Origin of the sequence: Pseudomonas sp. Irchel 3E13, from assembly GCF_900187455.1 — a bacterium.
In the GTDB taxonomy this organism is placed as follows: Bacteria; Pseudomonadota; Gammaproteobacteria; order Pseudomonadales; family Pseudomonadaceae; genus Aquipseudomonas.
This window is the reverse complement of sequence record NZ_FYDX01000001.1, coordinates 210,269-236,931: the sequence shown is the minus strand read 5'-3', so window position 1 is coordinate 236,931 and position 26,663 is coordinate 210,269. Positions and strand designations below refer to the sequence as shown.

The window sequence follows — 26,663 nt, the reverse complement described above, 5'->3', positions numbered from 1 at the left end:
GTTCTTGTTCCAGACAAGTAACAAAACCTGACCGCGCTCGCAAACGGATTTTGTACGCAAGTGCCACCCGCAACGAATAAATCAAACCCGAAAAGTTTGACTGTTCCAACAACTTTTTCGCCAAATTGCCGCCGCCAGTAATTCTGTGTTTTCAATAGGTTTGATGGCTTTTTCAGCGTTGTTACGAAATAGGTAGCCAAGGGCTATTAGCCAGTGCGATGCTCCGCCAAAATCCAATAAAACCGGGGCCGTCAGGGTCTTTTTCATTTCGGGGAGCAGCATGAAGTTCGCAATCAAACAGTTTGCCTGTGTGGCAATGCTGGCAAGTTCGTTCGCCCACGCGGACAGCCTGCTGCGCGTGACGTGCGCTGATGAAGATAGCGATGCGGTCGTATCGATTGATAACAACGCGGTGGGCAATTGCCCGGTCATTACCGCGATGCCGGCGGGTACTTACCAAGTGCGCGTGGTCAAGACGGTAGGCAGCGACAAGGAACAGGTTTTCGAGAAACAAGTCACCCTGGTGGACGGTCGCCCGCAATCGGTGGACGCCGAACTGTCGGCGCCGAAACTCACCGCCAGCGCGGTGAAGGCCAAGGCCCAGGCGAACGCCGCGCAAGTGCTGGAGTCGGCGCAGAACGGCGACGTCGATGCGATGAACGCCATGGCCGCGCTGTATGACGCGGGGCAGGGCGTGGACAAGAGCCCGACCAAGGCCGAGCACTGGCGAACCATGGCGACCCAGGCAAAACTCAAGGTCGCCCAGGACGAATTCCTCGCCACCGTGCAACGCGCCAGCGGTGGTGATGTGGCTGCCATGTACGCTGTCGCCAATGCCTACCAGTCCGGCAATGGTGTCCCTCAGGACCCGGTCAAGGCCGCCGCCTGGCGCCAGCGGGCCAAGGACACCTCGCTGAACCAGCAATTGCAGGCCAACGGCTTCTTCAATGACGTGAAGCACTACAACTTCAACGACCCGGGCATGTTCACCTCCAGTACCACCCTGGTGCCCACCTCGCTGTTTATCGGCGTCATCGAAAGCCCCAGCGTCACCAGCCGGCAAATGCGCATCCGCAGCGAAGCGGTCATGCGCCCCGCGACCTTCGGCAACCCGGACTCGATGATCGCCCGCGCGGCGCAACGCCAGGAAGCGGTCCTCGCCAGCCAATGAGGCCGCTGCTTGTCCTGCTCGCGGTGCTCGCGCTGTCGGGCTGTGCGCTCAAGCCACAGGCGGTAGACCCGGATTTCGCCGCGGTTTCCGCCGTGGCGACCGGCGCAGCGGCGCCTTCGTCTGCGGACTACCAACACCAGTTGCAAAGCTACCAACACGATCCGGCCTATGCCTGTCGCCAGCCGCTTTACGCCGCGTGGTTTCTACGCCAGGGCGTTGCTGCGGCAGCGCCGGTGCCGTGCGCGGCGAGCGTGCCGTTTGCCGTGCAGACGCCGGATGAGGGCGTGCGGGTGGTCTGGATCGATCCGGCGCGGGTCAGCGCGGTGCACTTGCTGTTTGCCGGCAACAGCCCGAGCCCGGCCTCGCGCTTCGGCCATGTGGCGCTGCGCCTGGTGGTTTGCCCCGCTGCGGACAGCTCGCCGGCCAGTTGCGACAGCAACCTTGCGGAGCACCTGGTCCTGAGTTTCCAGGCCCATGTCGACGACTTCACCCTCGATGTGCTCAAGGCGCTGGGCGGCGAATACCAGGCGCGCCTGTTCGCCAGCCGCTTCATGGACAGCTACGAGCAGTACGCCATCGGTGAGTTCCGCGAACTGTACTCCCTGCCGTTGCGCCTGGATGCCGGGCAGCGACAGGCGCTGGTGCGCGACATGGCGCAGATCCATTGGCAGTTTTCCGGCAGCTACGACTTTTTCACCCGCAACTGCGCGACCCTGCTGCAGCAAGCGCTGCGCGCGACCTGGCGCGAGTACGCCGAGAATCCAGACATGGCCGAGCGTTTCCTGCGCCCGGACACCCTGTTCGCCGCACTTCGTGACAGCCCGTTGGCCGAAGGCGCCGCGCTGGCCTCGCTGGAGCAGGCGGAGCATGACGGTTTCTACTTCTCCAGCACCCGGCCGTTCTACGACGAGGCGCTGTCCCGCGTTCGGCAGCACATGCCCGGCGAGGGGTTTTCCAGCCTGCGGGACTACATCGAGATTGCGCCACAGATCCGCCGCACTGCGCTGCAAGACCCGGCCTACGCCGAGCGCCTGACGGCGGAATCGCGCACCCTCGACGCACAGTTGATGCTGGAGGAGTACGCCTTGTTCAGCAGCCAGCGGCTGCTGCTTGGGCAGGCGGCGCAGTACCTGCGTCGGCAGGATTTCTCGGCAAGGGCCACGGTGCTGGACCCGGCCCATGGTGAGATCTTCGAAGCCTGTTTCCTGCGCCCGTTGCGCCAACGCATCGGCCCGCCACGGCGCACCTCGGGTATTCCCGACAGTGCCGACCGCTTCAGTGATCTTCCCGCGTTCGCCGCGCAGTGCCGCTCAGAACAGGCCCGCCGCCTGCTGACCGAGGCCATGTTGACGGTCGCGGACGACGGCAGCGAACAGTGGCAACAATTGAACCGCCTGACCCGTTACCGGGCAGACACCCTCGACAACATCGTATTTCTCCGACAACTTCGCCCCTAGCCGGAAGGACAGCCCATGCTTACAAGAACAACCCGCGGATTTGCTCTTGCGCTCTGCCTGTCGGCGGCAGCGCCGGCGATGGCCGCTTCCACCGCCGAGCAACAGCAGATGCTCGACCAGCTCGCGCAACTCGATGAGCTGGACCATCAGGACTTCCTCGAACGCAACGCCAAGGCCAACGCCTGCGTCCAGCAACAGAATTTCGACTGCGCCGAGAAATACATCGCCCAGGCCAAGCGCGTGGCGAAGAACGCCCAGGACAAGGCCGCGCTGCAACTGACCCGCGACAACCTGCAGATGGAGCAGGAACTGGTCGCCTCCGAGGCGCGCTCGCGGCGCGAGCAGAAGGAAGCGGAAGAAGCCGACCGGATTGCCGAGGAGCGGGCCGTCCGCGCCCAGGAACTGGCCGAGGAGCGTGCAGCCCAGGACCAGCGCAACAAATACGCGGCGATGGCCGCCGGGCTTGCGCTGGGCGGCGGCGGGCAGTTGTCGCCGGAGCGCCAGGCCCAGTTGATGGCTGCAATCCAGCGCGACAGCTATTCCCAGGGCTCCGACGCAAGCAACTTCAACTCCGCTGTGCAAGGTATCCGCGAGGACCAGAGCCGCCAGGCGCAGGAGCGGGAAAACCTGCGCGCCCAGCAGCGTGAGCTGCAACAACGCCAGCAACAACAGCAACAGCAGGCCCGCGCCGATGCGCAGGAACAGTCGCGGTTGCAGGCCGAAGCCCGCCAGCAGGCCCGGCAGGATCAAGCCACGGCAGCGGCCGCTGCCAGCAACTCCGCCAGTAGCCGGCCGCAGCCGCAGATCGTCCAGTACGTGCCGCAGCACGTAACGCTGCCGACGTGGCGCGAAGAATGCCCGGCCGGTTCGTCGCCTGCCCGCAATCCCAATGGCACCACGGTCACCGCCGGTTCCGGCGCGGCGTATTGCCTCAAGGACGGCACCAGTGGCGCGGGCCAGCAGGTCGCGAGTGCGCCGACCGAGCAGGGCAGTGGCGGTGCCGGACATTCTGGTGCGGGTTCCAGCTCGGGCGGATCGAGCACGGCGCCGGGCAAGAAAGGCGGCACCTCATCTACTGACGCAGGCGGCCAGAAAAGCCAGTGGGGCGCAGTGCAAGAGGAGGCGCTGGCGATCTGCCGCCAATCCGAGAAAAGCAAAATGTGGGAATGCAATGGCGCCCTGGACAATCAGACGCTGGTCGACGAGCCCACCGTGGAAAGTGCCCTTGCGCGGCAGCGTTGCTCGGGCGGCACGCCGACTGTCGGTGGCCCGGTGATCAAAGGCCAGCAATGGCAGGCCTACCAGTGCGGTCACGGTGTAGGACCGGGCGACTATGACGTCGCCAAACGCTACAACATGGTCACCCCGCGTCGCTCCTACATCTGCAAGGCCTTCTCCAGCGGGCGTTGCGACATTCCCTACACCGGCCAGGACAAACAGTAAGGGTTCAACTGTTCATTGCTGCAATCCGTGCAGCAATGAACTGCAAACCGGCTATCTTGTTGCCTATTCCGTCAGTTCACATACTTCGCCCCATCGTGAACGCAGGCCCGCATTAGGGCGAAGGAGCATGGCAATGGTGGCAGCAATTCGAATCAACCAGACTGGCGGCCCTGAGGTGCTGGAGCTTCGCACGGTCGACGGAGCCGCGCCTGGTCCTGGCGAAGTCTGGCTGGAGCAGGACGCCATCGGCGTCAACTTCCTCGATGTCACCCAGCGCAAGGGCGCGGCACCGCTGCCGCTGCCCGGAGGCCTTGGGCTGGAAGGCGCTGGCCGGGTGGTGCGGGTCGGCGCAGGGGTGAGCAACGTGGCCGAGGGTGATCGCGTTGCCTACGCCACCGGACCGCTGGGGGCCTACGCGAGTGCCCGGCTGTTTCCCGCCGAGCGGCTGGTGAAGTTGCCGGATTCGCTGTCGTCGGAGGACGCCGCGGCGGTGCTGTTCAAGGGCATTACCGCGCAGTACCTGCTCAAGTCGACGTATCCGGTAGGTCCGGGCACCACGCTGCTGCTCTACGGAGTGGCGGGCGGGTTGGGCTCTATCATGGCGCAGTGGGCCAAGCACCTGGGGGCGTTCGTTATCGGCGTGGTTTCGCGGCCGTCCAGCGTGGACAAGGCCAGGACGCTCGGCTGTGACGAAGTGCTGGTGTTCGACCCCGCCACGCTGGCCGCCGAGGTCGCCCGCATTACCGACGGCAAGAAGGTGGATGTGGTGTATGACCCGATTGGCCGGGTGTCCTTCGAAGCCTCGCTGGACAGCTTGCGCCCGCGCGGGCTGATGGTGCCGTTCGGCGCCTCCAGCGGCGCCCCGGCGCCGGTGGAAATGGCCACGCTGAACAGCAAGGGCTCGTTGTTCATCACCCGGCCATCGCTGGCCGCCCACACCGCCACCCACGCGGAATACCAGGAACGCGCCGCCGATGTGCTGGCGGCGGTCAGCGCCGGTATCATCACGCCGCGGATCTGGGGCCGCTACGCCCTGGCCGATGCGGCGCGGGCCCACGCCGATCTGGAAAACGGGCGATCTAGCGGAGCGATCATTCTTACACCATGACTAGCGATGTATTGGACAACACCCACAGCGACGAGATCGCGGCGTTTCTTGCCGTGGCCGGGCAGGGCTCGTTCGTCGCCGCCGGGCGCTTGCTGCAACGCCATCCCACGGTGGTGTCCAAGCGCGTGGCGGCGATGGAAAAGCGTCTCGGTGTGCGCCTGATCGAGCGCTCGACCCGGCAGGTGCGCGTCACGCCTGTCGGCGAGAAGTTGGAACAACGCCTGCGCGCGGCCTTCGGCATGATCGCCGAGGCCGAGCAACAGGCGATTTCCGGGGCGAGCGAAGTGCGCGGCGTCTTGCGCCTGGCGTTGCCGGCGGCCATGGGTCGGCTGTGTATCGGACCCATGCTGCCGGCGTTCCTGCGCGAGTACCCGCAGGTGTCGATCGTCGCCGACTACAGCGAGCGGTTGGTGGACATCATCGAGGAAGGCTTCGATATCGCCATCCGCATCGGCGAACTGGACGACAACCGCCTGATCGCGAAAAAGCTCTGCGATCACCGAAGGATCCTCTGCGCTTCACCGGGCTATCTGCAACGCCACGGCGTACCGCATTCGCCACAACAACTCGCCGAACACAATTGCCTGCGTTTCAGCGGGCTGGCATCGTTTCCGCAGTGGCGGCTGTATGCCGGGGACCAGCAACACACGGTGACGCCCAAAGGCAGCCTGACTGCCAACGACAGTGAATCGCTGCTCGCCGCTGCGCGTGATGATGCCGGCATTCTTGGCGCCGGGGAGTGGCTGATGAGCCGCGATATCGCCGCCGGGCGCCTGGTGCGGGTGTTGCCGGACTGGCAGTTGGACCCCACGGGTGGGGTGTTTCTGGTCCGGCCATCGGCGCGGTTTCCTGCGGCCACGGTGTTGGCGTTCAAGCACTGGATCGAAGCGCGCTTCAGCCCGGTGGCGCCGTGGATCGAGATAAAGAAGTCGGAGTGAGCACTCAGCACTCGGTCAGCACACCCGTCCCGACACAAACCTATTCAAATGAAATAGATTCGTATTTATACTCCTGCACCCAATGCCCACCCCGGGCCTTGTTTCCCCGTGCAGGTCACCGTGCAGGCCGATCCCCCGAAACCCTCGTTGTTGTCCACCCTGGTTCGTCATTACGACGAACTGGTGGAGCATGTTCGCCGCCGTTTCGGTGAGCGGGGCTTCGCTCGCGAAGTGGTCCACGACGTGTGCGTGCAACTGCTGGAAAAGCACGAGAAAGAGGGCGTGCGCACGCCGCTGGCGCTATTGCGCAAGATCACCCATGACAACGCCGTCAGCCGCTACCGCAGTGACCGCCGCCGCCAGACCTGGCTTGTCGCGGTGCCTGAGTTGCCCGAGGTGGATGCCGGGATCGCCAGCCATGAGCGTCAACTGGACGCCGCGCAAACCCTGGACCGGCTGATCCAGGCCGTCGAGAACCTGCCGCCGCGCTGCCAGATGGTGTTTGTCATGCACAAGATCCATGAACTGCCGCAAGCCGAGGTGGCTGAACGTCTCGGTATTTCCCTGAAGACCGTCGAAAAACACCTGCGCCTGGGCATGGCCGCCTGCCGCGAGTATTTGGGCCGCGAGGTGGCTTCATGAGCGGTAACCCCAGACCGGGCAAGTACATCGAGGAAGACCAGGCCATCGCCCAACTGCGTGAGGCGCTCAAGCAGCGCTTCCCGATGCCGGACCCGGCGCCACGCAAGAAGCGGCTCAAGGCGACCCACGTCGGCCTGTTGTCGTTGGCGCTGTTGGCGGGAGTGGCCTGGCTCGATCCGGCGTATCACAGCGAGCATTACCTGACCCAGGTCGGCCAACGGCAGACCCTGCAACTGGCCGACGGCAGCCAGGTGGCGCTGGACAGTGCCAGCGAGCTGACGGTCAGTTGGCACCTGCTCAGCCGCCGCAGCGAACTTCGCCGTGGGCAGGCGCTGTTCGAGGTGTCGCCGAGGGTCTACCGACCTTTCCTGGTGGACGCAGGGCCCGCGCAGGTGCGGGTAGTGGGCACGCGCTTCAATGTCAGTCGCCAGGGCGACGATGTGCGGGTCACCGTCGCCGAAGGGCGGGTCGCGGTGCGTGCTGGCGAGGCGTCCAGTCTGCTCGAGTCTGGCCAGCAGGTGCGTGTGCATGCGGGGCGACTGGAGCCGGTGGCGCGGGCCGACGCCGGTGAGGTGGGGGCGTGGCGCAACGGTCAACTGATCTTCGAAAGCACGCCGCTGGCCGAAGTGATCGGCGTCATCCAGCGCTACCACGCGCAGCCGATCCGGCTGAGCGGCCCGGGGCTGGACAGCCTGCCGGTGTCCGGCGTGTTCGACAGCGGCCATGTCGACCGGCTGCTGGCCTTGCTGCCGGGAATTCTGCCGCTGACCGTGAACACTGCCGCCGACGGTTCGGTGCTGATCACGGCGCGGGTGAAAAAATAATGTCGTCACGGGGTAGGGTTGCGCGCGACTGGTGACGGCTATCTCCATGTCCCCTTATTTCGTGGAGTGCAGTACGTGAGTCAGTTCCTTTTACGCGCGCCGTTGCCCCTGTCACTGCTGGCTGCCGGCCTGCTCTCGAGTCCGTTCGCCCTGGCGCAGTCCGCGGTGCTGGAGGTCGACATGCCGGCGGCATCGCTTGAAAAATCGCTCAACACCCTGGCGCGCCAGGCCAATGCGCAGATCCTCTTCGCTGGCGAGGCGACCGCGGGCAAGGCGGCCCCGGCGCTCAAGGGGCGCTACACCCTGGAACAGGCCCTGCGCCAATTGCTGGGCAACAGCGGCCTGAAAGCGCAGGAGCGTGACGAGCACACTTTCATCGTCGTGCCGGGCGCCGCGGAACCTGTGGAAGTGCCGGCCAGCGCGGATGCTGCCGTCGAGCTGTCCAGCCTGGAAATCACCTCGTCCCGGACCAGCAGCAACCTAGTGCCGCAGGCCCGCCAAGTCAATGTGCTCGAGCGTGAGCAACTGGAGCAATTGCGCCAGGGCTCGGACAGCCTGGCCACCGTGCTGGCGAAGAGCATTCCCGGCATGGCCGACTCCAGCCGCACCATTACCGACTACGGCCAGACCCTGCGCGGGCGGACCATGCTGGTGCTGGTGGACGGCGTGCCGCTGAACACCAACCGCGACTCGTCGCGCAACCTGGCGAACATTGACCCGGCGTTGATCGAGCGTGTCGAAGTGATTCGTGGCAGCAGCGCGATCTACGGTGCGGGCGCAACCGGCGGCATCATCTCCATCACCACTCGCCCGGCGGGCGGCGAAACCCGCGCCGAGACCAGCCTGACGGCGGTGTCGCCCCTTAGCCGGCTGGGCCGCGACGGCCTTGGCGGTCAGTTGCAGCAGCATTTTTCCGGCGCGCAAGGGCCGGTGGACTACGCGCTGGACTTCGGTGCCCGGCATATCGGCGCGTCCTACGATGCCAACGGCAAACGCATTGCCCCCGAGCCCAGCCAGGGCGACCTGTTCGATGCCAACGCCTTCAACATCGGCGGCAAACTGGGCCTGCGCATCGATGACGAGCAGCGCATCCAGCTCTCCGCCAGCCACTACAACGCCGACCAGGACACCGACTACACCGCCGATCCCTCCGTGTCACGCCTGCCGCCTGGCTCGGTGGCGGCGCAGCCGCTGTCCGGGTTGTCGCTGGATGAGCAGAACCAGATCAAGAACACCTTGCTCAACCTGGAATATGCCCACGCCGATGTGCTCGGCAGTACGCTCAACGCGCAGATTTACTACCGTGACTTCTTCACCCGCTTTACCCCGTTCGACGCCCGCGGCGTGGCCACGCGCGGGCGCAATGTCGACCAGGTGACGCAGAACAGCGAAGTGTTCGGCAGCCGCGTGACCCTGCGCACGCCGCTGGGCCAAGCCGGCGACACCGAACTGCTGTGGGGCGCGGACTTCAACCATGAACGCAGCGACATGCCCATCGATATCTTCGATCCACGGGTATTCGATGCCAGCGGCGGCCGGGTCTTCGAGAAGATCGGCAAACTCAGCTACATGCCCGACCTGACCACCCGCAGCCTGGGCGGCTTCGCCCAGTTGCAGCACAAGTTCAACGAGCAATGGTCGGTGGAGGGCGGCATTCGCTACGAGTACGCCACGGCGCGCTACGACGACTTTGTGCCGCTCTCGGAATCCACTGCCACTTCGCCGGTGACCGTCGCCGGCGGCGAGGTCAACTACGACGCCTTGCTGTCCAACATCAGCCTCAGCTACTCGCCAGTGGCGGGGCAGACGCTGTACGCGGCCTTCAGCCAGGGCTTCCAGTTGCCGGACATCGGCGTGCAGATACGCAACGCCCGACGCGGTTTCGATATCGACTCCTCGAACCTGGAGCCGGTCAAGACCAACAACTACGAGCTCGGCTGGCGTGGCGCCGTGGGTGAACAGACCCTGGCGAGCCTCGCGCTGTTCTACACCACCTCCAAGCTGGGAGACGTGCAGAGCTTCAACAACGGCCTGATCCTCACTCGCACCCAGGAGCGCATCTACGGCGTCGAAGGCAGCGCCGACTGGCTGACCGCCGATGAACGCTGGGGCGCAGGCGGCTCGTTCAGTTGGCTCAAGGGCCGCGAGAAACCGGACAACGGCGACTGGCAAGACATGACCGGCTACCGCATCCCGCCGCTGAAAGTCACGGCCTACGTGCAGTACAAACCTGATGAGGACTGGAGCCACCGTGCCCAGCTGACCTGGTTCGACAGCGACGACTATCGCCTCGACGGCGTTGCCAGCTTTGGCCGGCGCAAGGTCGACGGCTATGCCACCGTGGACCTCATCAGCCAATACCGGCTGAGCGCCGATGACCAGGTCAGCGTCGGCATCCAGAACCTGTTCAACCGCGACTACTACCCGCTGTACAGCCAGTTGATGCGCAACAGCACCAACACCAGCCACCTGCCGGCGCCGGGCACGGTGCTGACAGCGAGCTACACGCATCAGTGGTGAGTGCCGCGGCAGGTGCATGACGCGTTGGCTTCACCGCACTTGACGGTGGGCCAGCGCGCCGGGGAAGCTTGCCCATCACCCACAGGAGCCCGCCATGGACCTCGCCACCCTTGCGCTATTCATCCCCGCCTGCTTCGCCCTGAACATGGCGCCCGGGCCGAACAACCTGCTATCGCTGAACAACGCCAGCCGCTACGGCTTGCGCACCGCCTGCGCGGCGGGCGTCGGCCGGCTGTTCGCCTTCGCCGGGATGATCGTCCTGGCGGCGCTGGGCCTGGCGGTGCTGCTGCACACCAGCGAATACCTGTTCCTGGTAATCAAGGTGGTGGGCGCGTTCTACCTGTTCTACATCGCCTGGCAACTGTGGCGGGCGCCGGTCGGGCAGAGCGGACCGGTGGGAGAGCGCAACGGCGGGGTGATGCGGCTGGCGCGGCAGGAGTTTTTCGTGGCGGCGGGAAATCCGAAAGCCATCTTGATCTTCACCGCCTTCCTGCCGCAGTTCGTCGTGATAGACAGCGCCGTGCCAGTCAGCGAGCAACTGCTCTGGCTCGGCGTGATGTTCCTGATGCTGGAATGGCTGGCGATCGGCATCTACGCCTGGCTCGGCGCCTACCTGCAACGCTGGTTCAACCAGCCCGGGCCGCGGCGGGTGTTCAACCGGGTCAGCGCCGGGTTGTTGGGTTGTGCGGGGCTGGGGTTGCTGGCGGCGCGGCGGGGCTGAGATGTGCTCGACGGCGGCCCTTCCGGGCCGTCATTCATTGGCCTGTACGATGCGCTCCCCTTGGGGAGCCTGCCTTCGACACCTCAAGGTGCCGAGCTATTCTGCGTTGATGGCTTTTCGCCGCAATCTAGTTGCAATCAAGCTCAGGCATGACGTGCCGGCGGCGTCATGGTGCTACCACTTTTCCAGGACGGTATTGATGAAGCGGACAATCAAAATAATGGGACAAACCGCTGGCTTCTTTTCTGTAGCGGTTTGTGCGCTTCAGGCTCACGCATTCCAGCTTTCTCCCAACGGCACAGTTGCTGAACGGGAAATGGCCAGGACACAGGGGGTCATTTATAAAGCGTCCGTCCCGTTCCTTGACGCCGCAGTACACAGCTTTGCCGATCCTGCGCATGAAGCACTGACCCAGCGAATCTTCGGCTGCGATGGTGACTGGAAATATTGCAATACACCGGATCTGGAGAACGCTGGCCCCTATGTGATCGCAGGCGTGCGCTGGAATGATGACCCGGTGTTTATGCCCAGCCTCGAAGATGGGAAGACACGCGGCTGCAATGGCAAATACTCGGTTGGCTTCATCACCCAGACGCGCTGCTGGATCAATCTGTTCAACAAAGCCGAGGAGGAGAGTGCGAGCAACCCGCAGGCGTATATGGGAAAGGGCAATTACATCAGCCGTTCGCATTTTGGTGATCTGCAATTTCTCCACGCCATGGCTTCGCAGGACGGGGTGCCAGCAGAGGTCACTCGCGCTGAGATCCTGATGTGGGCTGAGTTCGCATGGGGTGTGGCGGACGGCACCTATTCGCTCGGAACCTACTTGAAGGACATTCCCATCGAGGGTTGGGAGCGGCACTTCAGCAATGACCAGACGGTGCAGGATCTGTTCACCGTAGGTCGCCCGTGGCTGCGGGCTCATGTCAACGAAGTGGCACTCGGCAGTCTGATGCACCTTGTCCAGGACAGTTTTGCCGAAGGGCACGTGGACCGTCGTGAAGAAATCAATGGGGAAAAATGCGCGGACGGCACACAGGCGGTCTTCGGGCGAATCAGAGAGTTTCACTCTTATGCGGGGCAGGACCATGGCAAGCACAAGGATGACGATGCGAGCGAAAGCGCCAGGCAAACGCTGATGAGACATGATCCTGATGTGGTTGACGCCGGGAAGAGGCTAAGAGGTCTTTTTGCCGATAAGAAGTCCTGGGCCGAGGTCAAGCCTTATCTGGAGGGTTGTGTATTTGCCTTGGCCATAAAAACCCGGGTCTCTTCATCCGGAGATAATTACCTGAGGTCAGCGGGGCGTTGAAAGACGATTTGCCAGGACGATGCCGGCCAGAAATATCAGGTGAGCGGAAAAACCCAATGTCTTATTGGGAAATGTTCTGAGACCAAACAAGGCGCTGGCCTATCCTTGAAGACGCACTGCGAGCTCGGAGCTGCAGTCCTTCAACAGTCAGGGAGTCATGGACATGCTATCTACGCTGGAACTGCGCGATATCGTCGAGAAGAGTTTTTTACCGGTTCGCTGCCGCTGCACCTTGGCCGCTGATCATTCGCTGACTGTGCAGTTGTTCGACCGCAGCCAGCGCGTCGACCTGCAGGTGAACGGCATTCGTGTCGAGCAGTTGAACAGCAGCCGCGCCATTTCCAGCCTGGTGAGCAAGTTGCGCTGCGATCTGCTGGACAAGCAGAACAATGTGGTTCAACTGCGCGACGCCGGGTAACTGCACCCCCGCGTTGTAGTGTGCTCAATCGCGATAGAACGTTTGCACCAGGTGATAGCCGAATTTGCTCTTGATCGGACCATGCACGGTGCGCAGGGGCTTTTTGAATATCACCTGGTCGATCGCGCCCACCATCTGGCCCGGACGTACTTCACCCAGATCGCCGCCGCGCTTGCCCGACGGGCAGGTGGAGTATTTCTTCGCCAGCACGTCGAAGGCTTCGCCCTTGGCGATGCGCTGCTTGAGCTGCTCGGCCTCTTCTGCGGTCTTGACCAGGATGTGTCGGGCCTGTGCTTTCATGATGCGGGTGCCTCGGGGTTGCGGGTAAAAGCCGGCGATTATGCCTGATCGCGCAGCTCGATGCGGTCGCGAAAATGCTCCAGCGCCTGGGGATTGGCCAAGGCGTCGGTGTTTTTCACCGGCAGGCCGTGAACCACGTTGCGCACCGCCAGCTCGACGATCTTGCCGCTGATGGTCCGCGGGATGTCCGCCACCTGCACGATCACCGCCGGGACATGGCGGGCGCTGGTGTTGTCGCGGATCACCTTGCGGATCCGCGCCTGCAGGGTGTCATCCAGTTGCATGCCGTCGGCCAGGCGGACGAACAGCACCACGCGCACGTCGTGTTGCCATTGCTGGCCGATGGCGATGCTGTCCAGCACTTGCTCGACCTTTTCCACCTGACGGTAGATCTCTGCGGTGCCGATGCGCACGCCGCCGGGGTTGAGCACGGCGTCCGAGCGACCATGGATCGCCAGGCTGCCGTTGCTGAATTCCTCGGCGTAGTCGCCCTGGCACCAGACGCCGTCGAACTGGCTGAAATACGCGGCCTTGAAGCGCTCGCCGTCGGGGTCGTTCCAGAAACCGAGGGGGATCGCCGGGAAATGCCGAATGCAGACCAGTTCGCCTTTTTCGTCCAGCACTGGCTGGCCCTGGTCGTTCCACACCTCGACGGCCATGCCCAGGCCCTTGCACTGGATCACGCCGCGGCGCACCGGCAGGGTCGGGTTGCCGAGGACGAAGCAGGAGACGATATCGGTGCCGCCGGACATGGAAACCAGGCAAATATCATCCTTGATGTCGCGGTAGACATAATCGTAGCTGTGCGGCGACAGCGGCGAGCCGGTGGACAGCAGCAGGCGCAGGCGCTCCAGGCGGTGGCTGTGGCGTGGGTGCAGGCCGGCCTGTTCGAGCGCGGCCAGGTACTTGGCGCTGGTGCCGAAGACGCTGATGCCCTCGGCGTCGATCAGGTCGAGCAGGCGCTGCGGCGCCGGGTGGAAGGGCGAACCGTCATACAGCACCAGCGTGGCGCCGAGGGCCAGGCCGCTGACCAGCCAGTTCCACATCATCCAGCCGCAAGTGGTGTAGTAGAACAGGCAGTCGTCCTCGCGCAGGTCGTTGTGCAGGCCGTGTTCCTTGAGGTGCTGGAGCAAGACGCCGCCGGCGCTGTGGATGATGCACTTGGGCACGCCGGTGGTGCCGCTGGAATAGAGGATGTACAGCGGATGATCGAAGGGCAGGGCGACGAATTCGGGCTCGTCGCCGCGTTGATAAAAGTCCTGCCACAGGCTGATGCGGGCCGGGGTACGGAAGGCGTCCGGGCGGATATCGTCCCGACTGTACGGCACCACCAGCAACTGCTCGAGGGCGGGCAGGGCCGCCAGCACCTCGTTGATCTTGTCCACCTGGGACAGGGATTTGCCGGCGTACTGGTAGCCGGCGCAGACCAGCAGCAGTTTCGGCTCGATCTGGCCGAAGCGCTCGACGATGCCCTGGGTGCCGAACTCCGGCGACGAACTGGACCAGATCGCGCCGAGGCTGGTGCAGGCGAGCATCGCCACCACGGTCTGCCAGGAGTTGGGCATGCACGCCGCGACCCGGTCGCCGACGCCGATGCCGATGGCCTTGAAGGCCCGTTGCAAACCGGCAACCTCAGCCGCCAGTTCCGCGTAAGTGAGGGTGACACGCTGGCCGTCTTCGCGGACTGAAACCAGTGCCGTGGCGTTATCACGGCGGCGCAGCAGGTGCTCGGCGAAATTCAGGGTGGCGCCGGGAAACCAGCGGGCATCGGGCATCCGCGGGCCTTCTTCCAGCACCTGGGTGGGAGGTTGCTGCCAGCGCACGCCGAAGCGCTCGGCCAGCGCCTGCCAGAAGGCCGGGCGCTGCTCGATGCTCCAGCGGTGCAGGTCGTGGTAGTCGGCCAGTCCGAGGTTGAACCGGCGATTGATCTCGCCGCGGAACTGATCCATGTGGCTTGCCTGAATACGCGCCTCGCTTGGGCGCCAGAGCACATCGTTCATGCCGATTCCCCTTGTTCAACGGCCTGTTCTGAGTTTATTCGACGCTGGCGCTTTTCACCTCGGTGGAGGCCGACCAGATCCGGTAGCGAACCTCGACCCCTTCAGGAACGTAGACCACCACCGGCAGCTTGCTGTTGTAGCGCAGCAGGAAACCGTCGCCGATCACCGGGACGAAGGCTTTGGTTTTGCTCTTGTCGGGGCAGGCCATCAGGGTCGACGCCGGGCCGGAGACTTTTTCCAGCCGGTAGTAGGGGTAGCCCCAGCCTTGCAGGTCTTTCTCTTCGAGCGTGCCGCCGAGGCGCTGGCGGTTGCAATCCACCAGCAGTTCCTTGCCGGCCAGCACTTCGAGCTTGAAGGCGCTTTCGTCTTCCTGGGCGGGCAGGTGGATGACCTGGCGGGTGAAGCCTTTTTCGGCCTCCGGGTAGGGGGCGACATCCTTGAGGCTGGCGGCCACGGCGAACGGGCTGATCGCCAGCGACAAGGTGAACAGGGCAGTCAGGGAAAGCGGGCGCATAGCGGCTCCTTGCAGGTTTTTCGGGTCAGTCATGCCGGTCAGCCGCGGGCGTCGCTCGCCCCGTCGATCACTGGGCGAGCCAGCCGCCATCGATGTTCCAGGCGGCGCCGCGCACCTGGCTGCCGGCTTCACTACAGAGAAACAATACCAGCTCACCCAGATGTTGCGGCGTGACGAAGGCCACGGATGGCTGCTTCTCCGCCAGCAGATCGTGTTGCGCCTGCTGCGGGTCGGTGCCGTTGGCGATGCGGTCGTCGATCTGCTTCTGCACCAGCGGCGTCAGCACCCAGCCGGGGCAGATCGCGTTGCAGGTGATCGGCGTGGTCGCGGTTTCCAGGCCGACCACTTTGGTCAACCCGACCACACCGTGCTTGGCCGCCACATAAGCGACCTTGCCCACCGAGCCGACCTGGCCATGCACCGAGGCGATATTGACGATCCGCCCCCAGTTGCGCGCGCGCATGCCCGGCAGGGCGAGGCGGGTGCAGTGGAACACCGCCGAGAGGTTGAGGGCGATGATCGAGTCCCAGCGCTCCACCGGGAATTCCTCCACCGGCGCGACATGCTGGATACCGGCGTTGTTGACCAGGATATCGACGCCGCCGAATTCCGCTTCGGCGTAAGCGAACAGCGCTTCGAGTTGGGCGACGTCGCCGAGGTCAGCCGGGTGATGGGCGACCTTGCCGCCATGGCCGGCGACTTCGGCCAGCGCCGCGGTCGGGTCGCCGAAGCCGTTGAGCAGCACATTGGCGCCGGCGGCGGCCAGGACCTTGGCGATGCCCAGGCCGATGCCGCTGGTGGAACCGGTGACCAGTGCGGTTTTTCCGTGAAGACTCATGTGTGGCTCCTCAAACGATGCCGGTGGCGTAGAAAGTGGCGATCACGACGAACACCGCCAGGGTCTTGATCAGGGTAATACCGAAAATGTCCTTGTAGGCTTCGCGGTGGGTCAGGCCGGTCACCGCCAGCAAGGTGATCACCGCGCCGTTGTGCGGCAGGGTGTCCATGCCGCCGCTGGCCATGGCGGCCACGCGGTGCAGCACTTCCAGCGGGATATTGGCGGCATTGGCCGCGGCGATGAAGCTGTCGGACATCGCCGCCAGGGCGATGCTCATGCCGCCGGATGCCGAGCCGGTGATCCCCGCCAGCAGGGTCACGGTGATCGCTTCGTTGACCAGCGGATTGGGAATCGCGCGCAGGGCGTCGGCCAGCACCAGGAAGCCCGGCAACGAGGCGATCACCGCGCCGAAGCCGTATTCCGACGCGGTGTTCATCGCTGCCAGCAGCGCGCCGCCGACCGCGCTCTTGGTGCCTTCGGCCAGGCGACTCTTGATCGCCTTGAAGCCCGCCACCAGCACCAGCAGGATGCCCAGCAGCAACGCCGCTTCCACCGCCCAGATTGCGGTGAGCTTGGCGATGTCGGTCTGCACCGGCGCGGCCATGCCCGGCAGTTGCAGGCTGTGGCTCTTGCCGTACCACTCAGGAATCCAGTGGGTGAACAGCAGGTTCATGACGCCCACCAGCAGCAACGGCGACAGCGCCAGCAGCGGGTTGGGCAGGCTCAGGTCGTCAGCGGTTTCCGGCTCGTTGCGCAGTTCGGTGCCGTAGCCTTCGCCGGCGCGCTGGGCCTTGTTGCGCTGGCGTTGCAGGTAAAGCATGCCGCTGCAAAACACGAACAGCGTGCCGATCAGCCCCAGCCACGGCGCGGCCCAGGCCGTGGTGTTGAAGAAGGTGCTAGGGATGATGTTTTGGATCTGCGGCGTGCCGGGCAGGGCGTCCATGGTGAAGGAGAACGCGCCCAGGGCGATGGTCGCCGGAATCAGTCGCTTGGGGATATTGCTCTGGCGGAACATCTCGGCGGCGAACGGATAGACCGCGAACACCACCACGAACAACGACACGCCGCCGTAGGTCAGCAGGGCGCAGACCAGCACGATCACCAGCATTGCCTGGCGCGTGCCGAGCAGGCGGATCGCCGCGGCGACGATGGAGCGGGAAAAGCCCGACAGCTCGATCAGCTTGCCGAACACCGCGCCGAGCAGGAACACCGGGAAATAGAGTTTGATGAAGCCGACCATCTTCTCCATGAACACCCCGGTGAAGGCGGGCGCGACGGCGGACGGGTCAGTGAGCAGGACAGCGCCGAGGGCGGCGATGGGGGCAAACAGGATGACGCTGTAACCGCGATAGGCAGCGAGCATCAGCAGCGCCAGGGCTGCGAGGGCAATGATCACACTCATCGAGTGTCTCCTTGGTGAATCTTGTTTTTGTTGGGTTCAAGGAGATAGCGGGAATCGTGCCAATTGGTTAAGTGGCTGATTTGTAAGGGGAAAAGTTTGTTGTTTGGTCTGGGTGGACGAATTTGTCTCTTAAGTGAGAATTTTTTAGGGTTTGAGGGCCTCATCGCTAGCAAGCTAGCTCCTACAGAAGGGGGGCGGGCACCCGATTCCCTGTAGGAGCTAGCTTGCTAGCGATGGGGCCAGAAAGTCCAATCCCAAAAAAGAGATACAAATCTCTTTATGGAGACGAAATCCCCAGCGCCACCAGTTTCTTGTACAACGTCGACCGCCCCAACCCCAATTGCCGCGCCGCCTCCGGCACATTCCCGGCACACCGCGCCAGCGCGTTCTGCAGCAATTCCCGCTCGAACGCCTCGCACGCCTCGCGATAGCCCTGCACCGGCGCATCCACCACCGCCAGCGGCTGCAACGGCCCCAGCGCCGACTGGATATCCGTCACTCCCAGCCGCGCCTGATCCGCCAGCAACGTCGCCCGCTCCAGCACGTTGCGCAACTCGCGGATATTCCCCGGCCAGGCATGCCGGCCCAAGAGGGCGAGGGCGTCGTGTTCCAGCTCATGACGGCTGCCCAGTTCCTCGAGGATGGTCTCGCTCAAGGCCGGCAAATCGTCCAGCCGCTCGCGCAACGCCGGGACTTCGATCGGCAGCACGTTCAGTCGGTAATACAGGTCGGCGCGGAACTCGCCCCGGGCCATGGCCGCCTGCAGGTCCCGCGAGGTGGCGGCGATGATGCGCACGTCGCTCTGCAGCATCTGGTTGGAGCCCACCGGCTCGTATTCCTTTTCCTGCAACACCCGCAGCAGCTTGCTTTGCAACGGCAGCGGCATGTCGCCGATTTCATCCAGAAACAGCGTGCCGCCCTCGGCAAGCTGCAACTTGCCAGCGCGGCCCTTGCGCTCGGCGCCGGTGAAGGCGCCCGGCGCGGTGCCGAAGAACTCGGCTTCGAGCAGGGTTTCCGGGATCGCCGCGCTGTTGATGCTGACAAAGGCTTTGTGCGCCCGCGGCGAGGCGGCGTGGATGGCGTGGGCCAGCAGTTCCTTGCCGGTGCCGGTCTCGCCCAGTAGCAACACCGCCGAATCACTGCTCGCCGCGCGCCGGGCGCGGCGTTTGACTTCCAGGCTCTGCGCGCTGGTGCCGATAAACTGGTTGAAGCTGTATTTGGCCTGGCGGGCACGCAGCAGCGAGCGGGTCGAAGCCAGCTCCTGCTGCATGCTGGCGTAGCGCTTGAGCAGCGGCGACAGGCTGCGCAATTCGTCGAACAGGGCAAAACCGATGGCGCCGATCACCGCGCCGCCAGCGTCGTGGATCGGCAGGCGCATCACCACCAGCGGCTCTTTCGGCGTGTCGAGCATGTCCAGCAGCGCCGGGCGACCCTGGGTGACCACGTCGCGCATCAGGCTGCCGGGGATCACCTGCTCGCACGGCTGGCCGATGGCGGCGCTGGCATCGGTCAGGCCGAAGCGTCGCGCATAGCGCTCGTTCATCCAGACGATCCGCGCGTCGCGGTCGACGATCACCGTGCCTTCGCTGGACTGCTCGATGATTTCGAACAGCGATTTGATCGCCAGGCTGCGCACCCGCTGGTAGTCCTTGAGGCTGTCGCTGTCGTGCATGAGGTGTTCCGTCAAAGAAAAAGGTGATCAGGCCCGTGGGTCGAAGGCCTCGCGCAGGGCGTCGCCGATAAACACCAGCAAGGTGAGGATCAGCGCCAGGGCGAAGAACGCGGTGAAACCCAGCCACGGCGCCTGCAGGTTCTGCTTGCCCTGGTTGACCAGCTCGCCCAGCGAGGCGCTGCCGGCAGGCATGCCGAAGCCGAGGAAGTCCAGCGCGGTGAGGGTCGAGATGGCGCCGGTGAGGATGAACGGCAGGTAAGTGAGGGTGGCGTTCATGGCGTTGGGCAGGATGTGCCGGACGATCACCAGCCGGTCCGGCAGGCCCATGGCCCGCGCCGCCTGCACGTACTCCAGGTTGCGCCCGCGGAGGAACTCGGCGCGCACCACGTCCACCAGCGCCAGCCAGGAAAACAGCGCCATGATCCCCAGCAACCACCAGAAATTCGGCTCGACGAAGCCGCTGAGGATGATCAGCAGGTACAGCACCGGCAGCCCCGACCAGACCTCCAGCAGGCGCTGGCCGACCAGGTCGACCCAGCCGCCGTGATAGCCCTGCAAGGCACCGGCGGTGACGCCGATCAGCGTGCTGATGACGGTCAACGCCAGGGCGAACAGGATCGAGATGCGCGTGCCGTAGAGCACCCGCGCCAGCACGTCGCGGCCCTGGTCGTCGGTGCCCAGCCAGTTGCTCGCGCTGGGCGGGCTGGGGGCCGGCACCTGCAAATCGTAGTTGGGCGTGTCGGCGCTGAACGGCACCGGCGCAAACAGCATCCAGCCGCCGTCGCCCTCGATCAGTTCACGCACGTACTGGCTACGGTAGTCCGGCTGGAACGGCAGTTGGCCGCCGAACTGCTGCTCGGTGTAGCGCTTGAACGCCGGGAAATACAGGCTGCCCTGGTGGCCGAGCAGCAGCGGCTTGTCGTTGGCGATCAGCTCGGCGCCGAGGCTCAGGGTCAGCAAGGCGGCGAAGATCCACAGCGACCACCAGCCACGGCGGTTGCGGCGGAAATTCTGCAGGCGGCGCCGGCCCAGCGGCGACAAACGAAACATCAGCGGGCCCTCGTCGCGAAGTCGATGCGCGGGTCCACCAGCGTGTAGCAGATGTCACCCAGCAGGCGGATCAGCAGGCCGAACAGGGTGAAGATGAACAGCGAACCGAACACCACCGGATAGTCGCGGCTCACCGCCGCGTCGTAGCTCATGCGGCCGAGGCCGTCGAGGGAGAAGATCACTTCGATCATCAGCGAGCCGGCGAAGAACACCGTGATCAGCGCCTGCGGAATGCCCGCGACGACCAGCAGGATCGCGTTGCGGAACACATGACCGTAGAGCACGCGGCGCTCGCTGAGGCCCTTGGCGCGGGCGGTGACCACGTACTGGCGGGTGATTTCGTTGAGGAAGGCGTTTTTGGTCAGCAGCGTGAGGGTGGCGAAACCGCCGATCACCAGCGCGCCCACCGGCAACACCAAATGCCAGAAGTAGTCGGCGACCTTGCCGATCAGGCTCAACTCGGCGAAGTTTTCCGACACCAGCCCGCGCACCGGGAACCAGTTCAGCGAGGTGCCGCCGGCGAACAGCACAATCAGCAGCAGGGCGAAGAGAAACGCCGGCAGCGCGTAGCCGATCACGATCAGGCTGCTGCTCCACGCATCGAAGGCGCTGCCATGGCGTACCGCCTTGCGGATGCCCAGCGGGATCGACACCAGGTAGGTAATCAAGGTCGCCCAGAAGCCGAGGGAGATCGTCACTGGCATCTTGTCGAGGATCAGGTCGGTGACTTTGGCGCCGCGGAAAAAGCTGTCGCCGAAATCGAGGCGGGCGTAGTTGCCGAGCATCAGCCAGAGCCGTTCCGGCGCCGATTTGTCGAAGCCGTATTGTTTTTTGATGGTTTCCAGCAGGGCCGGGTCGAGGCCGCGGCTGGCCCGCGAATCCACCTGCAGCGACGACGAGCCTGGCGCACCGCCGCCGATGCCTTGCAGGCGCGCCACCGCCTGTTCCACCGGCCCGCCGGGGGCGGCCTGGACGATGACGAAGTTGACCAGCAGGATCACCAGCAATGTCGGGATGATCAGCAGCAGGCGCCGCAGGATATAGGCGGTCATTTCGCGGCTCCGCTGCGTTCGGCCATTTGCGCGTTGGTCAGCGGGGTCGGGCTGACTTCCCACCAGGTGTCGAGGGCCGGGTCATTGGCGGCCGGGATTTTCGGCAGGCCGAAGCGGTTCCACCAGACGCTGGAGGTGCCCGGCGGGTAATAGTTGGGGATCCAGTAGTAATTCCATTGCAGCACCCGGTCCAGGGCGTGGGCGTGGCGCTGCATGTCGGCCTGAGTGGCGGCGCGCACCAGGCCGTCGATCAGGCCATCCACCACCGGGTCTTTGAGCACCATGAAATTGTTCGAACCGGGATCGTTGGCCGCCGCCGAGCCGAAGTAGCTGTACAGCTCCAGCCCCGGCGAGGGCGACACCGGGTAGCCGGTGACGATCATGTCGTAGTCGCGGGCCATCAGGCGGTTGACGTACTGGGCTGCGTCGACGCGGCGGATCTGCATGTCGATGCCGATCTGCGCCAGCGTGCGTTTCCATGGCAGCAGCAAGCGTTCGAGGCCGTTCTGGCCATTGAGGAAGACGAAACTCAGCGGCTCGCCCTGGGCATTCACCAGGCGGTCGCCGTCCGGGTGCCAGCCGGCCTCCCGCAACAGCGCCAGGGCCTGCAACTGCTTGTCGCGGATCAAGCCGGAACCATCGGTTTTCGGCGCCTCGAACACCTGGGTGAAGACTTCATCGGGGACTTTTCCGCGTAGCGGTTCCAGCAGCTTCAACTCGTCGGCGTCCGGCAATTCGCGGGCAGCCAGCGGGCTGTTGGCGAAGTAGCTCTGCTGGCGGATGTACAGGTCGCGCATCATCCGCCGGTTGCTCCATTCGAAGTCCCAGAGCAGGGCCAGGGCCTGGCGTACACGGCGGTCCTGGAACATCGGGCGCTCCAGGTTGAACACATAGCCCTGGGCGCTTTGCGCCATGTCCTTGGCCAGGTGCGCGCGTTGCAGGCGGCCGTCGTCGAGGGCCGGGCCGTTGTAGCCAATGGTGTAGCCGGTGGCGGAAAACTCGCGGTTGTAGTCGTAGCCGCCGCCGCGCAGGACCTGGCGGGCGACGTCGGTGTCGCCGAAGTACTCGATGCGCAACTGGTCGAAGTTGTAGCGGCCACGGCTGACCGCCAGGTCCTTGCCCCACCAGTCGCGGTCGCGTTCGAAGGTGATGCTGCGGCCGTTGTCGATCCGCGCCACGCGGTACGGCCCGCTGCCCAGCGGCGCTTCGAAACCGCCGCCGTTGGCGAAATCGCGGTCGCGCCACCAGTGTTCGGGCAGCACCGGCAGGGACGCGAGGTCCAGGGCCAGGGTGCGGTTCTGGTTGGTCTTGAAGTCGAAGCGCACTTGCGTCGGCGACTCCACCACCACATCGGCGACATCGGCGAACTGGGTGCGGTATTTCAGGTTGCCTTCGCGCAGCAGCAGGTCGTAGGTGAAGCGCACGTCTTCGGCGCGGATCGGCTTGCCGTCGGAGAAGCGGGCTTTCGGGTCGAGGTAGAAACGCAGCGACAGGCCGTCGGCGGCCCGTTCCATGCGGCGGGCGACCAGACCGTAGACGGTGTAGGGCTCGTCCAGCGAGCGTACTGCCAGCGGCGAGTAAAGCCAGCCGTCGATTTCACTGACGCCGATGCCTTTGTCGATATACGGAAGAATATGGTCGAACTGGCCGATCTCGATGGCCGAGCGGCGCAGGCTGCCGCCTTTGGGGGCGTCAGGGTTGGTGTAGTCGAAGTGACGGAAATGCTCCGCATAGCGCGGGGCTTCGTCGTAGACGGTGAGGGCGTGAGAAGGGGCGGCCTGGGCAGTCAGGCAGAGCGCCGTCGCGAGCAAGCTCGCTCCTACAGTGATGGTATTGCGCAACATCTTCTGTAGGAGCGAGTTCACTCGCGAAGGACCGCAGAGCGGTCCCTGGTATCGGCGCAAGACCGATCAGTCCTGGCGGCTGGTCACTTCCAGCAGGTGGTAACCGAACTGGGTCTTCACCGGACCCTGTACTTCATTCAGCGGCGCGCTGAAGACCACGGTGTCGAATTCCTTGACCATCTGGCCTGGGCCGAACGAACCCAGGTCACCGCCCTGGCGGCTGGACGGGCAAGTGGAGTTGGCTTTGGCAACGTCCGCGAAGTCGGCGCCGGCTTCGATCTGTGCTTTCAGTTCGTTGCACTTGTCTTCGCTGCTGACGAGGATGTGGCGTGCGCTGGCTCGGGCCATGGGGGGTACTCCTGTTGGGAAAAGCCAGAGCCTAACGCAATTGTTTGGCGATTTCTCCTGAAACCTTGTGGTAAGACTCCGCACTGAGGGCTTTGTGCTGAACGTCCGGGCTTCAGTGCCCCGCCCGTTGCTTGCGCAATTCACACGCCGCCTTGCGCAACATCGCCTCGGTGCCTTCCCAGCCCAGGCAGCCATCGGTGATCGATACGCCGTATTCCAGCGGCCCCTTGCCCAGCGCCTGGCAGCCGTCGAACAGGTGGCTTTCGATCATCACGCCCACCAGCGAGCGGTCGCCGTCCAGCCGCTGACGCAGCACGTCATCGAACACCGCTGGCTGTTTCAGCGGGTCTTTGCCGCTGTTGGCGTGGCTGCAATCGACCATGATCCGTGCCGCGATCCCGGCCTTGGCCAACCCCTGGCGCGCTTGCTCGACACTTGCCGCGTCGTAGTTCGGGCCCTTGTGGCCGCCGCGCAATACCAAATGGGTGTCGGGGTTGCCGAGGGTTTCGACGATGGCCGGGTGGCCCTGGGCGTCGAGGCCGAAATGCCGGTGCGGATGGGCGGCGCTGCGGATCGCATCGCAGGCGATACCGACGCCGCCGTCGGTGCCGTTCTTGAAGCCCACTGGCAGGCCGAGGCCGCTGACCATCTCGCGGTGGATCTGCGATTCGGTGGTGCGTGCGCCGATTGCCGCCCAGCTCAGCAGGTCGTCGAAGTAGCCCGAGGCCATAGGTTGCAGCAGTTCGGTGGCGACCGGCAGGCCGAGTTCGAGCATTCCCAGCATCAATTCGCGGGACAGGCGCAGGCCGCCGTGCATGTCATCGCTGCCGTCCAGGTGCGGGTCGTAGGCCAGGCCTTTCCAGCCGACGGTGGTTCGCGGTTTCTCGACGTAGGCGCGCATCACCAGCAACAACTGGTCGCCGACACGCTGCGACAGCGCGGCAAGGCGTTCGGCGTATTCGAGGGCGGCGCGGGGATCGTGCAGGGAGCAGGGGCCGACGATTACCAGCAGGCGCGGGTCGTTGCCGTCGAGGATGTTTTTCACCGCCTGGCGGTGGTGCTGGACCTGGGCCGTGAGGGCCGTGGAAAGCGGCAACTGCTGTTTGAGTTGCATGGGGCTTGGCAGACGCAGGCTGACCGGAGTGTTGGCCGCGGCGTTGGTGTTCAGGGGCAGTGCTTGGCTGGACGCTTGCATGTTCGGATTTCCCTGGGCGGAAGGCGGGTTCTGTCCCGCGCCTTCGGCCCTATCGCTGTGTTCGACAGATACGTGTAAGTGTGTGATTGCCACCTGTACTGGACCGGTCGGAGGCGGCTGGCTGGCCCGAACGGAAGTGGCTAAATCGCCAGGCAGAGCGTTGGTAACGGTAGTCAGTGGTGGTGTTCATCTGTCGTTCCTCAATGGTGTCGGTGTGGTCTGGCCCAAAAAAACAAAACCCCCGGAGGGCGGGGCCGACCGGGGGTTTGAGTATTCTCGTATTCGGCGGCCCCTTTGAGTGGGCGCCGGTGTGGGTATCAGCGGCGCCTTTGGCTAAACCAATACCCAAAATAAAAGCCGACTGGAGCAGCCGTCCCGCAGGCAGCCACGGACACGACGGCGCGCGCGAGGCGACCGGTGTGTTGTGCGTGGTTGTGAGGGGTGGATTGCATGGTGTGCTCCAGTTGAATGCGTTCGAGCTTACTTCAGCGTAACTGCGTGTTTCAACGATTAATTTCAATCGAAACGATTAATTACGCCTAACGTCGCAGGTAGGCCGTGAAGTCGATATCGCCGGCGCTGAGGATTGCTTGAACCCGGTTGTGCACGTTGAGCTTGCGCAGGATCGCCGAAACGTGGGCCTTGACCGTGGTTTCGGCGATATCGAGGTTGTAGGCGATCTGTTTGTTCGACTCGCCCTTGGTCATGCGTTCCAGTACCAGCAGTTGCTTGCGGGTCAGCGCTTGCAGCAGTTCCGGAGCAAAGCCCTGGGTTTCGTTCTGGCTACGGCGGCTGCCGCTCTTCTGGGTGCGGATGATGTCCGGTGGCAGGTAGACGTTGCCATTGAGGATCTGCTCGATGGCTTCGGTCATCTGCGAGCGCGGCGACGATTTGGTGATAAAGCCCACCGCACCGTAGGTGATGGCCTGCAGCACCACTTGTTTGTCCTGTTCGGCGGAAACGATCACCACCGGGATGGTCGGCGCTTCGTTACGCAGGTTGATCAGCCCGCCCAGGCCGTGCATGCCGGGCATGTTCAAGTCGAGCAGGATGAGGTCGAGGTCGTCGTGTTCGCCGGTCAGCGCCAGGGCGCTGTCGAGGTCGGCGGTTTCCATCACTTCACTGCCGGGGAAACCATCGCTGATGACGTTGTGGATGGCTTCGCGAAACAGCGGATGGTCGTCAGCGATCAGAATCTTGTACATGGCTTTGCACCTTATTGTTTTGGCGTTGACCGCAAGGAATCGTCGTTCAGGGAAAGACCTCGGGCGTGGCGGCAACCACGGGCAGGCCGGCGGCTTCCCAGGCATCCAGGCCGTCACGGTACCAGTACAGGCGTGTGTAGCCCAGCGCCGTGGCGCGCTTGACCGCGTTCCAGCTCAGCCAGCAATCGGAGCGGCAATAGAAGACGATCGGCCGCTGCCGGTCGCCGTTGCTGAGGCGTTGCAGGTGGCGGCTGAAATACTCCGACCACTGCGGGTTCAGCTCGCCGTCGCCGGTGTTGGCCAGCCAGTGGCTGCCGGGCAGGTTGGCGTGGGCTTCGCTGTCGATGAACTGGCCGTGCAGCCACTGGCGTTTGTAGACGTCGATCAGCAGCGGCTGCGGCTGGGCCGCGAGCAGTGCCTGGAGTCCGGGGGTGTCGAGGGTTTGCGCGCCCTCGGCGCTGGCCGGAGTCGGGCTGCGGTAGAGGGTGGTGCGGTAGCCGTCGGCGGAAAACAACGGGGTGTCGGCCAGGGCAGTGCTGGCGAGCAGGCCTGAAAACGTCAGGCAGGCGAGGGCGGACAGGACGCGGGGCAGCATGGTCGGCAGTCTCATTTTTGTTATGCCGGTATTACAGGTCAGTAGCGCGGCTTTGTGAATGCGACCATCGACAGCAAAAGCGCTACCAAAGTAG

The 26,663-nt window shown here is 64.4% G+C and carries 25 protein-coding genes; 11 read left to right on the top strand and 14 right to left on the bottom strand.

The annotated features are described in order from the left end of the window. Positions 1 to 81: 81 nt before the first annotated feature. Positions 82 to 282: a hypothetical protein gene (locus tag CKW37_RS32280; protein WP_143501853.1), complete on the bottom strand. Its 201-nt coding sequence runs from the start codon at positions 280 to 282 to the stop codon at positions 82 to 84. Between CKW37_RS32280 and CKW37_RS00980 the strand changes: the two genes are divergently transcribed. From CKW37_RS00980 to CKW37_RS00930, 11 genes are all read left to right on the top strand, one after another. Beyond that, on the top strand, positions 281 to 1,171 hold the full coding sequence (locus CKW37_RS00980) for a PEGA domain-containing protein (protein ID WP_095153564.1): 891 nt from the start codon (positions 281 to 283) through the stop codon (positions 1,169 to 1,171). The genes CKW37_RS32280 and CKW37_RS00980 overlap by 2 nt on opposite strands. Beyond that, complete coding sequence (locus tag CKW37_RS00975; RefSeq protein WP_095153563.1) at positions 1,168 to 2,628, top strand: DUF4105 domain-containing protein; 1,461 nt, start codon at positions 1,168 to 1,170, stop codon at positions 2,626 to 2,628. Before CKW37_RS00980 ends, CKW37_RS00975 begins: the two co-directional genes overlap by 4 nt. Before the next feature lie 15 nt (positions 2,629 to 2,643). Next, positions 2,644 to 4,071: a hypothetical protein gene (locus CKW37_RS00970; protein ID WP_143501851.1), complete on the top strand. Its 1,428-nt coding sequence runs from the start codon at positions 2,644 to 2,646 to the stop codon at positions 4,069 to 4,071. 133 nt (positions 4,072 to 4,204) lie between these two features. After that, on the top strand, positions 4,205 to 5,179 hold the full coding sequence (locus CKW37_RS00965) for a quinone oxidoreductase (protein ID WP_095153561.1): 975 nt from the start codon (positions 4,205 to 4,207) through the stop codon (positions 5,177 to 5,179). Further along, entirely contained in the window at positions 5,176 to 6,117 is a 942-nt protein-coding gene (locus CKW37_RS00960) for a LysR family transcriptional regulator (protein ID WP_095153560.1), read from the top strand. Before CKW37_RS00965 ends, CKW37_RS00960 begins: the two co-directional genes overlap by 4 nt. A gap of 120 nt (positions 6,118 to 6,237) precedes the next feature. Further along, positions 6,238 to 6,759: an RNA polymerase sigma factor gene (locus CKW37_RS00955; RefSeq protein ID WP_095153834.1), complete on the top strand. Its 522-nt coding sequence runs from the start codon at positions 6,238 to 6,240 to the stop codon at positions 6,757 to 6,759. Next, complete coding sequence (locus CKW37_RS00950) at positions 6,756 to 7,583, top strand: FecR family protein (RefSeq protein ID WP_095153559.1); 828 nt, start codon at positions 6,756 to 6,758, stop codon at positions 7,581 to 7,583. The genes CKW37_RS00955 and CKW37_RS00950 overlap by 4 nt, the downstream gene beginning before the upstream one ends. Positions 7,584 to 7,658: 75 nt before the next feature. After that, complete coding sequence (locus CKW37_RS00945; protein ID WP_095153558.1) at positions 7,659 to 10,103, top strand: TonB-dependent receptor; 2,445 nt, start codon at positions 7,659 to 7,661, stop codon at positions 10,101 to 10,103. A gap of 94 nt (positions 10,104 to 10,197) precedes the next feature. Further along, entirely contained in the window at positions 10,198 to 10,824 is a 627-nt protein-coding gene (locus CKW37_RS00940) for a LysE family translocator (RefSeq protein WP_095153557.1), read from the top strand. 199 nt (positions 10,825 to 11,023) lie between these two features. Beyond that, positions 11,024 to 12,136, top strand: a complete 1,113-nt coding sequence (locus CKW37_RS00935; RefSeq protein ID WP_256587658.1) for a hypothetical protein — start codon at positions 11,024 to 11,026, stop codon at positions 12,134 to 12,136. A 163-nt stretch (positions 12,137 to 12,299) separates the two neighbouring features. Further along, entirely contained in the window at positions 12,300 to 12,554 is a 255-nt protein-coding gene (locus tag CKW37_RS00930) for a DUF1652 domain-containing protein (RefSeq protein ID WP_371864248.1), read from the top strand. A gap of 24 nt (positions 12,555 to 12,578) precedes the next feature. Here the strand turns inward: CKW37_RS00930 and CKW37_RS00925 are convergent, their stop codons facing one another. The 13 genes from CKW37_RS00925 to CKW37_RS00865 all read right to left on the bottom strand — a co-directional run bounded on the left by CKW37_RS00925 (position 12,579) and on the right by CKW37_RS00865 (position 26,569). Beyond that, the gene (locus CKW37_RS00925; protein ID WP_095153555.1) at positions 12,579 to 12,854 is read right to left on the bottom strand and encodes a peptidylprolyl isomerase; all 276 of its coding nucleotides are present in this window, start codon (positions 12,852 to 12,854) and stop codon (positions 12,579 to 12,581) included. 38 nt (positions 12,855 to 12,892) lie between these two features. After that, positions 12,893 to 14,854: an acetoacetate--CoA ligase gene (locus CKW37_RS00920; protein ID WP_095153554.1), complete on the bottom strand. Its 1,962-nt coding sequence runs from the start codon at positions 14,852 to 14,854 to the stop codon at positions 12,893 to 12,895. A 34-nt stretch (positions 14,855 to 14,888) separates the two neighbouring features. Then, complete coding sequence (gene eco, locus CKW37_RS00915) at positions 14,889 to 15,368, bottom strand: serine protease inhibitor ecotin (protein ID WP_095153553.1); 480 nt, start codon at positions 15,366 to 15,368, stop codon at positions 14,889 to 14,891. 67 nt (positions 15,369 to 15,435) lie between these two features. Beyond that, positions 15,436 to 16,206 carry a 3-hydroxybutyrate dehydrogenase gene (gene hbdH, locus CKW37_RS00910; RefSeq protein ID WP_095153552.1) on the bottom strand — a complete coding sequence of 257 codons (771 nt, stop codon included), beginning with the start codon at positions 16,204 to 16,206 and terminating at the stop codon, positions 15,436 to 15,438. A 10-nt stretch (positions 16,207 to 16,216) separates the two neighbouring features. Then, on the bottom strand, positions 16,217 to 17,608 hold the full coding sequence (locus CKW37_RS00905) for a GntP family permease (RefSeq protein ID WP_095153551.1): 1,392 nt from the start codon (positions 17,606 to 17,608) through the stop codon (positions 16,217 to 16,219). A 277-nt stretch (positions 17,609 to 17,885) separates the two neighbouring features. Beyond that, complete coding sequence (locus tag CKW37_RS00900) at positions 17,886 to 19,280, bottom strand: sigma-54-dependent Fis family transcriptional regulator (RefSeq protein WP_095153550.1); 1,395 nt, start codon at positions 19,278 to 19,280, stop codon at positions 17,886 to 17,888. A gap of 27 nt (positions 19,281 to 19,307) precedes the next feature. After that, complete coding sequence (locus CKW37_RS00895) at positions 19,308 to 20,330, bottom strand: ABC transporter permease (protein WP_095153549.1); 1,023 nt, start codon at positions 20,328 to 20,330, stop codon at positions 19,308 to 19,310. Then, positions 20,330 to 21,382 (bottom strand): microcin C ABC transporter permease YejB, encoded by a 1,053-nt coding sequence (locus tag CKW37_RS00890; protein WP_095153548.1) that lies wholly within the window; start codon positions 21,380 to 21,382, stop codon positions 20,330 to 20,332. The genes CKW37_RS00895 and CKW37_RS00890 overlap by 1 nt, the downstream gene beginning before the upstream one ends. Next, a complete protein-coding gene (locus tag CKW37_RS00885) occupies positions 21,379 to 23,226 on the bottom strand; it encodes an extracellular solute-binding protein (protein WP_095153547.1) in 1,848 nt (615 codons plus the stop codon). Before CKW37_RS00885 ends, CKW37_RS00890 begins: the two co-directional genes overlap by 4 nt. Positions 23,227 to 23,292: 66 nt before the next feature. After that, positions 23,293 to 23,574: a peptidylprolyl isomerase gene (locus tag CKW37_RS00880; RefSeq protein ID WP_095153546.1), complete on the bottom strand. Its 282-nt coding sequence runs from the start codon at positions 23,572 to 23,574 to the stop codon at positions 23,293 to 23,295. 112 nt (positions 23,575 to 23,686) lie between these two features. Next, entirely contained in the window at positions 23,687 to 24,769 is a 1,083-nt protein-coding gene (locus tag CKW37_RS00875) for a 3-deoxy-7-phosphoheptulonate synthase (RefSeq protein ID WP_095153545.1), read from the bottom strand. Positions 24,770 to 25,308: 539 nt separating this feature from the next. Further along, positions 25,309 to 25,974, bottom strand: a complete 666-nt coding sequence (locus tag CKW37_RS00870) for a response regulator transcription factor (RefSeq protein WP_095153544.1) — start codon at positions 25,972 to 25,974, stop codon at positions 25,309 to 25,311. Between the two features lie 46 nt (positions 25,975 to 26,020). Beyond that, positions 26,021 to 26,569: a PQQ-dependent catabolism-associated CXXCW motif protein gene (locus CKW37_RS00865; protein WP_177454386.1), complete on the bottom strand. Its 549-nt coding sequence runs from the start codon at positions 26,567 to 26,569 to the stop codon at positions 26,021 to 26,023. Between the last annotated feature and the right edge of the window lie 94 nt (positions 26,570 to 26,663).

Coding starts and splice junctions, on each gene's coding strand:
- hbdH (WP_095153552.1), bottom strand. CDS start 16,206: ATGAGTCTTCACGGAAAAACCGCACTGGTCACCGGTTCCACCAGCGGC.
- CKW37_RS00975 (WP_095153563.1), top strand. CDS start 1,168: ATGAGGCCGCTGCTTGTCCTGCTCGCGGTGCTCGCGCTGTCGGGCTGT.
- CKW37_RS32280 (WP_143501853.1), bottom strand. CDS start 282: ATGCTGCTCCCCGAAATGAAAAAGACCCTGACGGCCCCGGTTTTATTG.
- CKW37_RS00880 (WP_095153546.1), bottom strand. CDS start 23,574: ATGGCCCGAGCCAGCGCACGCCACATCCTCGTCAGCAGCGAAGACAAG.
- CKW37_RS00940 (WP_095153557.1), top strand. CDS start 10,198: ATGGACCTCGCCACCCTTGCGCTATTCATCCCCGCCTGCTTCGCCCTG.
- CKW37_RS00925 (WP_095153555.1), bottom strand. CDS start 12,854: ATGAAAGCACAGGCCCGACACATCCTGGTCAAGACCGCAGAAGAGGCC.
- CKW37_RS00980 (WP_095153564.1), top strand. CDS start 281: ATGAAGTTCGCAATCAAACAGTTTGCCTGTGTGGCAATGCTGGCAAGT.
- CKW37_RS00950 (WP_095153559.1), top strand. CDS start 6,756: ATGAGCGGTAACCCCAGACCGGGCAAGTACATCGAGGAAGACCAGGCC.
- CKW37_RS00960 (WP_095153560.1), top strand. CDS start 5,176: ATGACTAGCGATGTATTGGACAACACCCACAGCGACGAGATCGCGGCG.
- CKW37_RS00895 (WP_095153549.1), bottom strand. CDS start 20,330: ATGTTTCGTTTGTCGCCGCTGGGCCGGCGCCGCCTGCAGAATTTCCGC.
- CKW37_RS00870 (WP_095153544.1), bottom strand. CDS start 25,974: ATGTACAAGATTCTGATCGCTGACGACCATCCGCTGTTTCGCGAAGCC.
- CKW37_RS00970 (WP_143501851.1), top strand. CDS start 2,644: ATGCTTACAAGAACAACCCGCGGATTTGCTCTTGCGCTCTGCCTGTCG.
- CKW37_RS00875 (WP_095153545.1), bottom strand. CDS start 24,769: ATGCAAGCGTCCAGCCAAGCACTGCCCCTGAACACCAACGCCGCGGCC.
- CKW37_RS00865 (WP_177454386.1), bottom strand. CDS start 26,569: ATGCTGCCCCGCGTCCTGTCCGCCCTCGCCTGCCTGACGTTTTCAGGC.
- CKW37_RS00885 (WP_095153547.1), bottom strand. CDS start 23,226: ATGTTGCGCAATACCATCACTGTAGGAGCGAGCTTGCTCGCGACGGCG.
- CKW37_RS00935 (WP_256587658.1), top strand. CDS start 11,024: ATGAAGCGGACAATCAAAATAATGGGACAAACCGCTGGCTTCTTTTCT.
- CKW37_RS00900 (WP_095153550.1), bottom strand. CDS start 19,280: ATGCACGACAGCGACAGCCTCAAGGACTACCAGCGGGTGCGCAGCCTG.
- CKW37_RS00920 (WP_095153554.1), bottom strand. CDS start 14,854: ATGAACGATGTGCTCTGGCGCCCAAGCGAGGCGCGTATTCAGGCAAGC.
- CKW37_RS00905 (WP_095153551.1), bottom strand. CDS start 17,608: ATGAGTGTGATCATTGCCCTCGCAGCCCTGGCGCTGCTGATGCTCGCT.
- CKW37_RS00890 (WP_095153548.1), bottom strand. CDS start 21,382: ATGACCGCCTATATCCTGCGGCGCCTGCTGCTGATCATCCCGACATTG.
- CKW37_RS00930 (WP_371864248.1), top strand. CDS start 12,300: ATGCTATCTACGCTGGAACTGCGCGATATCGTCGAGAAGAGTTTTTTA.
- CKW37_RS00965 (WP_095153561.1), top strand. CDS start 4,205: ATGGTGGCAGCAATTCGAATCAACCAGACTGGCGGCCCTGAGGTGCTG.
- eco (WP_095153553.1), bottom strand. CDS start 15,368: ATGCGCCCGCTTTCCCTGACTGCCCTGTTCACCTTGTCGCTGGCGATC.